16 protein-coding genes are annotated in these 13685 nt (G+C 64.2%); 3 read left to right on the forward strand and 13 right to left on the reverse strand.

Annotation, left to right across the window (positions count from 1 at the left end):
* Window positions 1-50: 50 nt before the first annotated feature.
* From Q6A48_RS08415 to Q6A48_RS08445, 7 genes are all read right to left on the reverse strand, one after another.
* A complete protein-coding gene (locus Q6A48_RS08415) occupies window positions 51-2000 on the reverse strand; it encodes a PAS domain-containing hybrid sensor histidine kinase/response regulator (RefSeq protein WP_304553407.1) in 1950 nt (649 codons plus the stop codon).
* On the reverse strand, window positions 1990-2865 hold the full coding sequence (locus Q6A48_RS08420) for a sensor histidine kinase (protein ID WP_304553408.1): 876 nt from the start codon (window positions 2863-2865) through the stop codon (window positions 1990-1992). The genes Q6A48_RS08415 and Q6A48_RS08420 overlap by 11 nt, the downstream gene beginning before the upstream one ends.
* The gene (locus Q6A48_RS08425; protein ID WP_304553509.1) at window positions 2858-3868 is read right to left on the reverse strand and encodes an ATP-binding protein; all 1011 of its coding nucleotides are present in this window, start codon (window positions 3866-3868) and stop codon (window positions 2858-2860) included. Before Q6A48_RS08425 ends, Q6A48_RS08420 begins: the two co-directional genes overlap by 8 nt.
* On the reverse strand, window positions 3865-4269 hold the full coding sequence (locus Q6A48_RS08430; RefSeq protein WP_304553409.1) for an anti-sigma regulatory factor: 405 nt from the start codon (window positions 4267-4269) through the stop codon (window positions 3865-3867). Before Q6A48_RS08430 ends, Q6A48_RS08425 begins: the two co-directional genes overlap by 4 nt.
* Window positions 4266-4628 carry an STAS domain-containing protein gene (locus tag Q6A48_RS08435; protein ID WP_304553411.1) on the reverse strand — a complete coding sequence of 121 codons (363 nt, stop codon included), beginning with the start codon at window positions 4626-4628 and terminating at the stop codon, window positions 4266-4268. Before Q6A48_RS08435 ends, Q6A48_RS08430 begins: the two co-directional genes overlap by 4 nt.
* 4 nt (window positions 4629-4632) lie before the next feature.
* Window positions 4633-5484, reverse strand: a complete 852-nt coding sequence (locus tag Q6A48_RS08440) for an STAS domain-containing protein (RefSeq protein WP_304553412.1) — start codon at window positions 5482-5484, stop codon at window positions 4633-4635.
* 231 nt (window positions 5485-5715) lie between these two features.
* Window positions 5716-6585, reverse strand: coding sequence for a LysR family transcriptional regulator (locus Q6A48_RS08445; protein ID WP_304553413.1), 870 nt, complete (start codon window positions 6583-6585; stop codon window positions 5716-5718).
* Between the two features lie 111 nt (window positions 6586-6696).
* Here Q6A48_RS08445 and Q6A48_RS08450 point away from each other — a divergent pair, with 111 nt between their 5' ends.
* On the forward strand, window positions 6697-7302 hold the full coding sequence (locus tag Q6A48_RS08450) for a LysE family translocator (protein WP_304553415.1): 606 nt from the start codon (window positions 6697-6699) through the stop codon (window positions 7300-7302).
* Between the two features lie 182 nt (window positions 7303-7484).
* On the opposite strand, the gene map is transcribed toward Q6A48_RS08450, so the two are convergent.
* From map to Q6A48_RS08480, 6 genes are all read right to left on the reverse strand, one after another.
* Entirely contained in the window at window positions 7485-8252 is a 768-nt protein-coding gene (gene map, locus Q6A48_RS08455) for a type I methionyl aminopeptidase (RefSeq protein WP_304553416.1), read from the reverse strand.
* 2 nt (window positions 8253-8254) lie between these two features.
* Window positions 8255-8461 carry a ParD-like family protein gene (locus tag Q6A48_RS08460; RefSeq protein ID WP_304553418.1) on the reverse strand — a complete coding sequence of 69 codons (207 nt, stop codon included), beginning with the start codon at window positions 8459-8461 and terminating at the stop codon, window positions 8255-8257.
* A 101-nt stretch (window positions 8462-8562) separates the two neighbouring features.
* A complete protein-coding gene (locus Q6A48_RS08465) occupies window positions 8563-8772 on the reverse strand; it encodes a hypothetical protein (protein ID WP_304553420.1) in 210 nt (69 codons plus the stop codon).
* A gap of 19 nt (window positions 8773-8791) precedes the next feature.
* Entirely contained in the window at window positions 8792-10735 is a 1944-nt protein-coding gene (locus Q6A48_RS08470) for an FUSC family protein (protein ID WP_304553421.1), read from the reverse strand.
* Window positions 10735-11643 (reverse strand): efflux RND transporter periplasmic adaptor subunit, encoded by a 909-nt coding sequence (locus Q6A48_RS08475; protein ID WP_304553423.1) that lies wholly within the window; start codon window positions 11641-11643, stop codon window positions 10735-10737. The genes Q6A48_RS08470 and Q6A48_RS08475 overlap by 1 nt, the downstream gene beginning before the upstream one ends.
* Window positions 11644-11653: 10 nt before the next feature.
* Complete coding sequence (locus Q6A48_RS08480) at window positions 11654-11842, reverse strand: DUF1656 domain-containing protein (RefSeq protein WP_304553425.1); 189 nt, start codon at window positions 11840-11842, stop codon at window positions 11654-11656.
* A 127-nt stretch (window positions 11843-11969) separates the two neighbouring features.
* Between Q6A48_RS08480 and Q6A48_RS08485 the strand changes: the two genes are divergently transcribed.
* A complete protein-coding gene (locus Q6A48_RS08485; RefSeq protein WP_304553510.1) occupies window positions 11970-12764 on the forward strand; it encodes an AraC family transcriptional regulator in 795 nt (264 codons plus the stop codon).
* A 217-nt stretch (window positions 12765-12981) separates the two neighbouring features.
* Window positions 12982-13614: a glutathione transferase gene (gene yfcF, locus Q6A48_RS08490; protein ID WP_304553426.1), complete on the forward strand. Its 633-nt coding sequence runs from the start codon at window positions 12982-12984 to the stop codon at window positions 13612-13614.
* The last annotated feature ends 71 nt before the right edge of the window (window positions 13615-13685 follow it).

Here is a 13685-nt window from a genome sequence, read left to right on the forward strand (position 1 = left end):
GCAAACGTCCCGGCTGCCGCGACACGCCCGTGGTGCGTTGGCCTGCGGCCCTAGCCAGGTTGGAAATCCAGGGCGCGGCGAACCTTTTCAAGCAGTTCGTTGACCTGGAAGGGCTTGACCAGCATGTCCATGCCGCTGCCCAGGAACACCTGGCGGTTGATCGCCGTCTCGGCATAGCCGGTCATGAACAGGATCGGCAAGTCTTTACGCCAGCTTCGCGCCGCATCCGCCAGCTCCCGGCCGCTCATGCGCGGCAGGCCGACGTCGGTCAGCAGCAAGTGAATCGTCGGATCGTTCTGCAGACGCTCCAGGGCGGTTTCGATGTCCGCCGCCTGGGTGCAGCGATAGCCCGCGTCCTCCAGCACTTCGGTCACGAACAGGCGCACCGCCGGCATGTCTTCGACAATCAGCACATGCTCGCCGGAACCCTGTGCGTCCACCACCAGCGTCGCGGCACCCGTCTGCATCGGACCATTGCTGGCCGGCAGCATGATCGTCACTTCAGTCCCGCGCCGCAGCACGCTGCGGATGTGCGCATCGCCGCCGGACTGGCGGGCGAAACCGTAGATCATCGACAGACCCAGGCCGGTGCCCTGCCCCAGCGGCTTGGTGGTGAAGAACGGGTCGAAGACCTTGTCGATCACACTGTGCTCGATGCCGATGCCGTCGTCGCGCACCGACAACGCCACATACGGGCCATCGGCCAGGTTCGGATCGCCATGGGAATAGGCCGCATAGGTCTTGACCCAGATGTTGCCGCCATTGGGCAATGCGTCCCTGGCGTTGATCACCAGGTTCAGCACCGCGCTTTCCAGCTGCACCGGATCGACCAGCGCAACGGCCGGCTTGGTGGTCAGTTCAAGCTTGAGGTTGATGCGTTCGCCAATGGTGCGCACCAGCAATTCTTCCAGTGAGCGCGCCTGCTCGTTGATGTCCACCGGACGCGTATCGAGGGGCTGCTGGCGTGCGAAAGCCAGCAGGCGATGCGTGAGGGACGCCGCGCTCATCGCCGAACTCAAGGCCGCTTCGGCGTAGAACTGGACCTTGTCCGGGCGCGCATCGGCCATGCGTTTCTGGATCAATTCGAGGCTGGTAATGATGCCGGTCAACAGGTTGTTGAAGTCATGGGCGATGCCGCCGGTGAGCTTGCCCAGGGCGTCCATCTTCTGCACTTGCAGCAACTGCGTTTCGGCGCGCACCCGCTCGGCGACTTCCTTGGCCAGTTGCGTGGTGGTGTCGTCCAGCCGCGCCAGGTGGGAACGCTCGCGGTGGCGGTGCTCGGTGACGTCCTCGATGAACACCAGGCTCAGCTGGGGCGTGCGGTACGGTGAAAGCTGCCACTCGGTTTCGCGAATCTCGCCCTGCACCCGCAGGTTCAAGGTGCCTTTCCAGCGCTCGCCGTCCACCAGCCGGCGGCGCAGCTCGTCGAGGATCGCATCCTGGCCGTCGTCGAAGCATTCGCTGAGGGTGTCCTCGGCGTGGTTGTCCTGGATCATCTGCGCGAAGGCATGATTGCACTCGTGCACTTTCAGTTGGGCATCGAGCACGGCGATCGGCGCCGAGACGTTGACGAAGATCTCGCGGAACCGGGCCTCGCTCTCGCGCAGCGCGTTCTCGGTGTCGCGCACCCGCAGCAAGGTGCGCAGGGTCGCCAGCAGCACGTCCGGGTCCACCGGGTGGATCAGGTAGGCGTCGGCGCCGGCGTTGAGGCCGGTGATGATGTCGCCGGTCTGGATCGACGCGGCGGAGACATGGATCACCGGCAGCAGCGCGGTACGCGGGTCGGCGCGCAGGATGCGCACGATGTCGAAGCCGCTCATGTCCGGCAGGTTGACATCGAGGATGAGCGCATCCAGCGGCTCGCTGTCGATCTGCGCCAGGCCCTCGCTGCCGGTGCCGGCCTCCAGCACCTTGTAGCCATGGCGCTCCAGGCGCCGGCGCAAGGCGTAGCGGGTGGCAATGTTGTCGTCGACGATCAGTAGACGAGTGTCACGATTCATCGGCGTTCTCCAGGGCGAGCGCCAGTGGAATGATCACGAAGAAGTTCGAACCGATCCCCGGGGTACTGTCCATCCCGACCTCGCCACCGAGCAATTCGGCGAAGCGTTTGCACAACGACAGGCCGAGGCCGGTACCCCGCAGGCGTTTCTGCAACGGCGAGTCGACCTGGGAGAAGTCTTCGAACAAGGCACCGTGCAGCTCCGGCGCGATCCCGATGCCGGTGTCGCTGACGGCGAAGCGCACCCGATCCTGCCCCTCGAGACGCGCCGAGACCCGCACTTCACCACGGGTGGTGAACTTCAGCGAGTTGGAAATGAAGTTGCGCAGGATCTGCGCGAGCTTCTTGTCGTCGGTGTACAGGCGCGGAAGGCCGACTGGTTCTTCGAAGATCAGGTCCACCGCCGACGCGTCGACGATGGGCCGGAACATGCCTCGCAAGGCCGAGAACAGGTCGAACATGTCGAACCACGCCGGGGAAATGCTGATCCGCCCGGCTTCGATTTTCGCCAGGTCGAGCAAGTCATCGACCATGTCGCTGAGTTCGCGGGCGGCGCTGCTGACGAACGCCACCTGCTTGTGCTGCTCGAGGCTGAGGGGGCCGTCGAGTTCGTCGGCGAGCAAGCTGTTGATGCTCAGGATCGAGCCCAGCGGCGTGCGGAACTCGTGGCTCATGTACGACAGGAAGCGGCTTTTCAAGTCCGAGGCCTGGCGCAGTTGCTCGGCCTGGGTGTCGAGTTCGGCGTAGAGCGCCAGCACGCCCTGGTTGGTTTCATCGAGTTCCTCGCGCAAGGCGGCGGTCTCGCTTTGCAACTGGGCGATCAGCGCGGCCTGTTCGGCCGGGTTCAGGGTAGGCGACTCAGCCATGGGCGGCCTCCAAGGCAACGACCAGCACCGTCACATCGTCCCGTCCACGGCAGAAGTCACGATGCAGGACCGTGGCTATCACGGCGGGATGGCGGTGCACCAGGCCGGGGTAGTCTTGAAGATTCCAACGGGACTGCAAACCGTCGCTGTACATGATCAATAGGTGTCCGTTTACGTGAGCATAGTCAAAGGGCTGGGCTTTGCGGTATTGGCCGCCGACGATGCCCGGGTTCGACGCCAGGCCCCGCGACTTGTCCGCGGTGACCAGGGTGGCGCCAATATTGCCAACGCCGGTGAAGGTCAGGCCATCGCGCGGCGCATTGAACTGGGCGATGGCCGCCGCGCCGCCGCGCGTGCCGATCATGTCGCGGTGCATGTCTTCCATCAACAGCACCGGCGTGGCGAAGGGGCCGCGGGCGAATGTCCGCTCCCCCGCCTTGGCCGCGCGTTCGGCGTCCTCACCGTGGCCGAGGCCGTCGATCACCAGCGCGCTGACGCTGCTGCCGTTGTACGCCAGGTGCCAGGTGTCGCCACAGGCCGGATCATCGTTGAGCGAGTGCTGGCTGACGCCGTAGCGCAGGTCCGCCTGGCGGTTGCCGCGCGGGTACAGACGCGCCAGCAACACCGCGCCACGGGCATCGGCGTAGACATCGAACACTTCGGCCTGGCGCGCCACGGCGCCAAGGCCGATACCCTGGGTACCCCCCGTGGAAAACCCATCGGTCAGGCAGGCATCCAGGTCAAAGCCCTGGGCGCGGTCCACCGCGAGCAGCTCGATGCCAAACCCGCCGGGACACGCAAGCACGCGCACATGGAGCTCGCCGCGGGTGGCGTGCTTGAGCACGTTGCTGGCCAGCTCGGTGGTGACCAGCGCCACACGTCCGGCATCGGTCTCATCGAAGCCGTGCAGCTCGGCGAGCCTTTGCGTGGTGCGCCGGGCATAGCCGATCTGGCTGATGTCTTCGATCAGCAGCACCTGGGTCAGCGACCCGGCGATCGTCATGTCCATCGGGTGATCGTGATGCGGGTGCCCTTGCCAGGCTCGGTGTCGAGCTCGAACTCATCGACCAGGCGCTTGGCACCGGTCAGCCCCAGCCCCAGGCCACCGCCCGAGGTCCAGCCGTCGGTCATCGCCAGCTTGATGTCGGCAATGCCCGGCCCTTCGTCGCGAAAGACCAAGCGCAGGCCGACACGGCCGCCCTCGTCGAGGATCTCCCAGTCCATGTCGCCGCCACCGCCATAGACCATGGTATTGCGCGCCAGCTCGCTGACGGCGGTCACCAGTTTGGTCAGGTCGATCAGGCGCATGCCGCATTCGGTGGCCAGCTTGCGCGCCGTTTGCCGGGCGAGCACCACATCCTGCTCGATGTTGATCGGTTGAGTGCCGCTGCTGCGCACGGTCATTGGTGGCGTACTCGTTCCTGCAGCAGTTTCATTCCGCGCTCGACGTTCAGCGCGGTGCTGACGCCGGGCAGCGTCAGGCCGAGCTCGACCAAGGTGATCGCCACCGCCGGTTGCATGCCGACCAGCATGGTTTCGGCGTCCATGATCTTCGACAGGCCGGAGATGGTCGCGATCATCCGGCCGATGAACGAATCGACCATGTCCAATGCGGAAATGTCGATCAACACCCCGCGCGCCGATGTCTTGCTGATGCGCTCGGACAGGTCGTCCTGCAGGGTCAGGGCCAGTTGGTCATGCATGTCGACCTGAATGGTGACGAGCAGGAACTCGCCCATCTGTAGAATCGGGATACGTTCCATCGGCTCAGGCCGTCTTGCCGAGGCTGACGCCCAGGCGCGTCAGGGCCAGCTTGAGCGCATCGGCCAGGTTGGCCTTGGTCACCACGCCTTGCAGGTCGAGGCCCAGGTGCACGATGGTCTGGGCGATTTGCGGGCGCACGCCGCTGATGATGCAGTCGGCGCCCATCAGGCGGATGGCGGTCACGGTTTTGAGCAGGTGCTGGGCCACCAGGGTGTCGACGGTCGGTACGCCGGTGATGTCGATGATGGCGATTTCCGAACCGGTGTCGACGATACGCTGCAGCAGCGATTCCATCACGACCTGGGTGCGTTGCGAATCGAGGGTGCCGATCATCGGCAGCGCCAGCACGCCGTCCCACAGCTTGACGACCGGGGTGGACAGTTCCAGCAGTTCTTCCTGCTGACGCTTGATCACCGCCTCGCGGGATTTCTGGAAGGTGCGGATGGTGTGCAGGCCGAACGCGTCGAACAGCTCGGAGATCTCCCAGAGTTGTTCGGCGAGCAACGCCGGTTGCTCGCGGTAATGCGTTTGCAGCAGGGCAAACAGCGGCCCCTTGAGGGCGAAGATGAAACTGGCGGTTTGCTGGGAATCGTGTCCGAGCTGGGCGCGGCTGTGGGACAGTTTCTCCAGGAACTGGCGGGTGGACTCCCAGCCCGGCGCATTGATGTTGCTGCCGTTGTTGTTCTGCAGGCCGCTGATCACCAGTTGCAGGAATTCGCTGGTCTGTTGTTGCAGGTCCTGGTTCTTGAGGTTACGGGTCGCACCGCTGGTTTCCAACCCATTGGTCCATTCGCCCAGCAGCTGTGCCTGTTTGTCTTTGATCGCCTCGAGGGTGGTGTTCTGCAGTGCTGCCATGTATGCGTTGCTCCTCAACGTAGGGGGACCGGTAACCAGGGACGGCCGGTGCGAATTGAATGACCCTGGCCATCAGAAATAGTTTTGCCAGTCGTTTCGCGAATTTACAGGGGCTGCGTCGCTCGTGCTCGTAATATTTGATTACCGTGCCGGGATGACGCTTATAGCCGCAGAAATCGCGTGACTGGGCGTTACACTTTGGCGAGCGCTGCCGGGTGAATCGTTTGCCAGCTAAACCTGCGCGGGCGAGCCCAGGGTCTTGATCAAAAAGCTGCGCAGCCCGTCCACGGCGATGGATCCTTGCGAGGCGCGGCTGCGATAGACCGCCACGCTCATGGACTCCAGGGCGCCCAGGCCATGTTCCTGGCCCAGCACCTGCAAATTGGCCGGGGTGCAGCAGCGGGTCAGCACCGCCACCGCCACCCCGCTTTCCACCGCGGCGATCTGCCCGGCCAGGCTCGAACTGTTGTACACGACCTTGTAGCGGCGTCCTTGCCGGGCCAGTGTTTCGACCGCGGTGCGGCGGGCCAGGCTCTCTTCGTCGTAGACCGCGATGGGCAGCGGGTCGCGGCGCCAGAGTTCGAATTGCGGCGAGCCGACCCAGACCATCGGTTCATGGAACAGGAAGGCGCCGCGCCGCGGGCTGTCGCGCGAGACCAGGGCCAGGTCCAGCTCGCCGCTGGCCACCCGGGGAATGAGCGCGGTGGATTGTTCGCAGGTCAACTCGATATCGACGCTGGCGTAGCGCGCCGAAAACCGTTTCAACACCGGTGTCAGGTAGGGCCCGGCATAGTCCTCCGCCACCCCGAGGCGGATCCGCCCGCTCAACTGCTCGCCCCAGAACGCCCCCAGTGTTTCCGCGTGCAAGGCCAGCATGCGCCGGGCATAGCCGAGCAGCGCTTCGCCGTCGCTGGTGAGCTGGAAGTGTCGCGGGCCGCGGCTCAAGACCTGGCGACCAAGGGCCGACTCGAGTTTCTTGAGCTGCATGCTGACGGCCGACTGCGACTTATTGATCTCGAGGGCGGCGCTCGACAGCGAGCCGGTATCGACGGCGGCGACGAAGCACTTGAGCCAATCGATCTGAAGATCCCTGGGGGTCATGGTGGAAATCCCTGCATTCGATAATCGAATACCTGAGTGCCACAATATGCGCTTTTCGTCCAGGCCTTCTCGCGCCAACATCAGCCCCAGTGATCACGCCCCGGAGCCCCCATGTCCCTCGACGCCTGGCTGTTCTACCTGTTGACCTGTTGCGGCATCGCCCTGGTGCCGGGCCCCAACGCCCTGCTGGTGTTGACCCACGGGGCGATCCATGGCCACCGCAAGACCCTGTTCACCATCACCGGCGGTGTCCTCGGCTTCGCCGTCGTCATTGCCTTGTGCGTCCTGGGCCTTGGCGCCCTGCTCCAAGCGTCGCTGCACTGGCTGACCGCACTGAAGATCATCGGCGGGCTCTACCTGATCTGGCTCGGATTGGGGCTTTGGCGCTCGGAGGCGATGACCCTCGCAGTCGATGGGGCGACGCCATCCGCCGACTGGTCGCTGTTTCGCCAGGGGCTGCTGTCGGCGGTCTCCAATCCCAAGGCGCTGCTGCTGTTCACCGCCTTCATCACGCCTTTCATCGACGCCCAGCGCAACCTGCTCCTGCAGGCGGCGATCATGGCGCTGACCTACGCATTCGTCGAATTCACCGTGGAGTTCGGCGTGGCGAGCGCGGCGAACCGGGTCCGGCCATGGCTGGCACGCATGGGCCGGCGCTTCAATCGCATTTGCGGTGGGTTTTTCGTTGCGTTCGGGGCGCTGCTGCCGGTTCGCTAGGCTCTGTCTGAAATGTGTCTGCTCGAAGGCCAGACAAGGCGAAACGGGGCGAGGAAGCGCAGTGTACTGGAGTACATGAGCATTCCGAACCCCGTTTCAACGCAGTATGGGCGAGTGCAGACACATTTCAGACAGAGCCTAGGCATCAGCCCGCCCGATCTGCGGTGCCTATCCGGGCCCCTTCAGACCCTGTCCGATTCATCCGCACGCAGCGTCAGCACCGAGACTCCCGATGACGTCACCGCAACGGTGTGCTCGAATTGCGCCGAGAGCGTCCCGTCCTGGGTCACGACCGTCCAGCCATCAGCCTGGGTCCTGACATGGCGGGCGCCCTGGTTGAGCATCGGTTCGATGGTGAACACCATCCCCTCGCGCAGCACCAGGCCGGTGCCGGGCTTGCCGAAATGCAAGACCTGGGGCTCCTCGTGCATCTGCTGGCCGATTCCATGGCCGCAGTATTCACGCACCACGCAGTACCCATTTTCCCTGGCATGGCGCTCGATGGCCGCCCCCACATCCCCCAGGCGCGCGCCCGGTCGTACGGTGCGGATACCTTGCCACATCGCCTCGTACGTAACCCGGACCAGGCGCCGGGCAGTGGCGCTGACATTGCCGATCAGGTAAGTCTTGCTGGAGTCGGCGATATAGCCGTTCTTTTCCAGGGTGATGTCGAAATTGACGATATCGCCCTCGCGCAAAATCCTGGAAGGTGACGGCACCCCGTGGCAGACCTCCTCGTTCACCGAGCAATTGAGCACGAACCCAAAACCATACTGGCCCTTGCTCGCCGGTCGGGCCTTGAGATCGTCGACGATGAACCGCTCCACCCTGGCATCGACTTGAAGGGTCGACATCCCCGCCAGTGGGGTCTTGTCCAACAATTCGAACACCGAGGCCAGGAGTCGGCCAGACTCTGCCAGCAGGGCAACCTGCTCCGGACTCTTGATCATGCTCAACCCACCACCAGCGGCTGGGCACGCACGCCCACGCTGTCGAGCTCGCGACGCATGACCTCATTGAAAGTCAGATCGGGATTCATTTCGCACAGCAGGCCGACCTTGATCCAGAAAGCCGCCTGCGCGTTGATGGAGCGGCAGGACACCTTGGTGGCCCGCCGCAGTTGGTCATGCAGTTCGTCGTCGATGTTCACAATGCCCAATGGCTTCTCCTAAATACGTTTCGTATATGCTTAGCATATAGTTCGTATGCAGAAAAACCAAGGCCCGTTGTCCGCATGCTTTGCCGACGTTTGCGCCATGGTCAGCTGGACGAAGCCGCTTTTCCCTTCCCGGCTGCGGGCGCGCCGGCCTTGGTGCCATGGCCACCCGCCGGGTGTCCACTCAGGTATGTCGGCGCTTGCCTGGAAGCCTGTTGCCGGCGTTCCAGCGCATCAGCGCCATCCGATGCCTGGGCGACCCAGGGGGCAGCCACGAATAAGCCGAACAGCGTCCAGATCAGCAGTGGTTTCATTTCAGTTCACCTCGGTTGGTTAGCGAAAGCTTGTGCGGGTATCCGCCGTCGTGACGCGTGCGTACTCTTCCAGCAGGCTTGCCAGCTCCAGGTAGCCCGCCGCCAGTTCATGGGCGCCGAGCCGGGCCAGAGCGCGAGATGTCCGACGGGCCTGGGCCGCGCCGAGCGCCGGCTGGGAGGCGTGCCGGGCAATTCGCCGCTCGCCCTGCCGCGCGCATTGGCCAAGCGATGATCCGGGTGCCAGGTCGCGGGCCTTGTGTTGCAGCCAGAGCCACTGTCGGCTCAGTTGCAGGGACACCGAGCCGGCCCGCGTCACCTGCGGGTGATCGGCACCCAGCAGCGCTTGCAAGGCAACCCACCGGTGCTGCTGCCTGGCCTGCCACTTCAGAGGGTTCATGCGACGCCCATGGCGAAGCAATCGCCGGGTGTCCTGGTGAATCGCCTTGCTCAACGCGTGCGGGTGGCGCTCGGGTTTTCCGGGCAGTAGTTGGAAGACCAACAGGCACAGGGCAAGCGCCACGAGCCAGGCGAGGGCCTGGTTGGCGAAATCGGCGAAGTCGTACCGGGCCGCCGCGCCCGTGCCGACCAGCGTATTGAAGGCAATCAGGTAGGCGATGCCTTGCAGGGCATGGCGCGGGCGGGTCGTGGCATGAATCCCCACGGCCCAGAAAGCCATCAGCACCACCGTGAGCAAGGCGAACCCACTGAGGTGTGGCAGCACCAGGAACTTGCACCCCGCTGCCGCTACTATCCCGTAGAGGGTTCCCTCGAAAAAGCGCGCCAGGCCCTGGACGGGCGCTGGGCTGGTGGCCAGCAACGTGCAGCACGGCCCCAGTACCGCCAGCAACGTGGGCCCTTGGTCCCAGGCCGTCAGGTACCAGAAAGCCGCCGTTGCCAGCGTGGCCAACAACGCGCGCAGGCCGTTGCGCAGCGCGTCGGCATAGTGTCGGTGGAATGCCACCGGCCGAGCGGGTGCCTGGGTCCCCTGTTCCAGGCTGGCGAAGCTCAGCAAGGCGCTGACCAAGTCGGCCAACTGTTCCTGCAAGCGCTGCTGGCTTACGCCGCCTCCAGGCGCTTGCGCGAGACGGCGGCGCACTTCCTGGAGACGTTCAGCCGTCCTGGAGAAGCCAGGCATTGCCCCGGCCAACTGCTGCAGGTCCGAGCCGGCTTGGGCAAAGGCAGGCCAAGCAATCCCATCGGTTGCGCGCTCGTCCAGGACCACGGCGTGCAGGTACGCCAGCCCTGCCTGCAAGGACGCGAGCCTGGAACGGATCAGGAACGACTCGCCTCGCCCGATCCCGAGCAGCTCGTCCACCTTGCTGATGTCGAGGGCGAGTGTGCGCGGTGCAATCGCCGGCTCCGCGCCGTGCGCATCGTTGAACCGTGCCGACAGCAACCGCAGGGTGCGGCAACAGAGGTCCTGGAGGGCCAGGTTCAGCTTGGGCTCGACGGTCTTGCGGCTGAACAGCGTGGCCACCAGGTTCAGGCTCAATACCCCAAGTACCACCGCCGTGCACCGCGCCACGATGTGATCGAAACCCAGTTGCGGCGCGACGATGGCCGGGCCCAGGGCCAGGCAAACGGTGTAGCCGGCGACGACTGCCGCCGTGGCGTGGTAGTGCCGAAGCACGGTCATGGCGCCGACACAGAGGCCGAGCCATACCCCGATCCCGACAATGAACAGCAGCATTTTCTGGGCGAACAAGCCGGTCAGGAGCAAGGCGACGGCCAGCCCCACCACGGTCCCCAACACCCGGTGCAACCCCTTGCCCACCACCGCGCCCTGGAGCGGGTGGATCAGCAACAACACCGTCGAAGCCGCCGAGAACGGCGCCTCCAGGTGCAGTTGGAAACCCAGCCACAGTGCCAGCGCGGCCGCCGCAAGGCTGCGCAGCACGTAGCCCGCGACGTGGGGGCTCCATGACCCGGCCAGTGCACCGAGCCTTCCCAACGCCCGGGTCATCAGAGGAACGCCTGGAGCCATTGCACCAGCCTCCAGCGTGGTGCCGCCCCTGCCTCGGAGACCTCGATGCTGGCGGTCATCCCAGCCGCCAGTTCCACGTCCGGCGGGACCTTGTCCAGTTCGATGCGCACCGGCACGCGCTGGGCCAGGCGTATCCAGCTGAATGTCGGAGCCACCTGAGGCAAGCCGTCGTTGCTGCGCAGTTCGTTGCCATCGGCAATGCCCCGGCCAATGCTTGCGACATGCCCTTCGAGCAACGCGGCAAACCCCATCAGCTTGATCGACGCCGTGGCGCCCACCCGGATGCTGGACAGCTTGGTCTCTTCGAAGTAACCGGTGACCCAGAAACTATGGCTATCGACCACGAAGATATTGGTCTCGCCCGCCGAAGCGTAGTCGCCCGGCTGCAACCGCAACTGGGTCACGTACCCGTCGACCGGTGAACGAACAGTCGTGCGATCCAGGTCGAGCCGCGCCTGGGCCAATTGGCTCTGGGCGGCATCCAGGCGCGAACGGGCCACCGCCAGGTCCCGCGCCGCGTTGTCGATTTCCTCCCGGGCGATGGCCTCGCCCAACTGGCTGCGCCGCTTGAACTGGGCGCTGCGCTGCTCGAAGACACTGCGTGCCTCGGCCAGCTCGGCCGTTCGCTGTTGTTGGGCAAGCAGGTAGGCGCTGCGGTCGATCTGATACAGCAAGTCCCCTTTGGCGACCCACTGGTTGTCCCCCACCAGCAGTTGTTCGACCTGGCCGGACACCTGCGGGGCAATGCGGATAACGTGGGCGCTCACACGCCCGTCCCGCGTCCAGGGGGCCAGCTCGTAGGCGCGCCACAACTGCGTGCAGAACACCACGGCGATCAGGCCGAGAACCAGGGTGACGAGGGTCTTGAGGAATTGTTCGATGGTCATGCCGCTGCCCTCACCCCTTCAGGACCAGGACCGAGAGCACAATCAGCGACACGAAAAAGCGCGCCAGCTCCGGGTGCCAGGCCCAATCCAGCCAGCGCCGCAGCACGCGCGCCAGCAACCCGTACACCAGGGCTGCAACGCCAACATAGAGCAACAAGGGCGGCAGGTAGAGGTGGGCAATCGTGACTTCACTCAGCATCGGTCGTATCTCGCAGTCGGCAATCACCTCGATCGCCTCGATGACGATGTTAGGAGCTGCACGGTGCTGCCGATATTGAGTATGCTGCCAACTTATGATCAATTTCAGACAATCCGAGTGCAACGGCATGGGCGAGGCGAATCTCTCTGCGGTGGATCAATTCGAACTGGACCGTTTCCAACAGCCTGCCGTCGCGCTGATGCTCGGGAGCCAGCGCCACGACACCGAGTTCCCCGTGCACAGCCACCGCAAAGGCCAACTGGTGGTGGCTTATCACGGGGGCATCGTATGCACCGTGGAGGATGGTGTCTGGATGGTGCCATCGGGGTTCGGCGTGTGGATTCCGGGTGGCGTCGCCCACAGCAACCGGGTGACCGCCAACGGCAAGATCGGCTATCTGTTCATCGAGCCCGGCGCCGCTGCGCTACCGCAGAAGTGCTGCACGCTGGTGCTTTCCCCGCTGGTCCTGGAAATGATCCTGCACCTGAGCGCCCAGCCCCAGGACTACCCGCCAACCAGTCGCCACGCGCGGTTGGCGAGCGTGCTTCTTGAACAACTGGAACTGGCCCCCTCGGAACAGTTGTACCTGCCGCTTCCCGCCTCGACGCAACTGCGCTTCATCGCCCGCGGCCTGGCCCAGGACCCGGCGAATCGTTGCACCATGGCCCAATGGGCCCGCCAGGTCGCCATGAGCGAGCGATCCCTGGCACGCCTGGTCAAGCATGAAACCGGGCTGACATTTGGCCAATGGCGCAAGCAATGGCAAATCATCGTGGCCTTGCAAAGCCTGGCCGAAGGCGAGTCCGTGCAACGCACCGCCGAGGCCCTGGGGTACGAATCGGTCAGTTCGTTCATCAGCATGTTTCGCAAGACATTGGGGGCATCGCCGGCTCGGTATATCCGCAATACCGTGACGCGTTAGCGAGATGGGCCTCTCCGAGAAACTGACTGTGGCGAAATAGGTTTCCATCAGGCGAACTTCTCGGGCCGATGGCGGCAAATGCTGGTTGAGAACAGAAGTCCCCCGCTGAAGACGGCATTTCCCCATTCCCGCCAGGAATGCCCCCATGAAAAACATGAATTTTACTTGAACCACCACCTCCCCTAGCGTGGTCCTTCCTGCCTATGGAGATAACGCTATGAACGCCCCCAGCCTGCGCCTCTACGTCGACGCGCAATTCACCAGCCCCTACGCGCTGTCCTGCTTCGTGGCCCTTCGGGAAAAGGGCATCGAGTTCGAGATGGTCACCGTGAACCTGGACAAGCTGGAAAACCAGTCGGGCGACTATGCCCGTCTTTCCCAGACCCAGAGAGTCCCCAGCCTCGTCCATGGCGACTTTGCGTTGTCGGAATCATCGGCAATCACCGAGTACCTGGAAGACGTATTCCCCCAGGTACCGGTTTACCCACGACAGCCACGGATGCGTGCCAAGGCGAGGCAAGTCCAGGCGTGGCTGCGCAGTGATTTGCTCCCCATCCGCCAGGAGCGCTCGACCCTGGTGGTGTTCTACGGCGTCAAGTACGGGCCTTTGTCTGCCTCGGCGCAAGCGGCCACGCAAAAGTTGATCGAGGTCGCTCAACAGCTGCTGGCCGACAGTCCTGACTGTCTCTTCGGTGAGTGGTCGATCGCCGATGTCGATCTCGCATTGATGCTTAACCGGTTGATACTCAATGGCGACACGGTACCGACTCGATTGGAGGATTACGCGCGGCGCCAGTGGCAGCGTCCGACGGTGCAAGAATGGGTCAAGCTGCAACGACCGTCCCTGTAGCGACACTTCCCCCAATCGAATCGTTGACATCCCAAGCCTTCAAGAATACTAATGACCCAAAAGTCATTTAG

This window comes from Pseudomonas citrullilanati, assembly GCF_030580855.1.
Lineage (GTDB): Bacteria > Pseudomonadota > Gammaproteobacteria > Pseudomonadales > Pseudomonadaceae > Aquipseudomonas > Aquipseudomonas citrulli.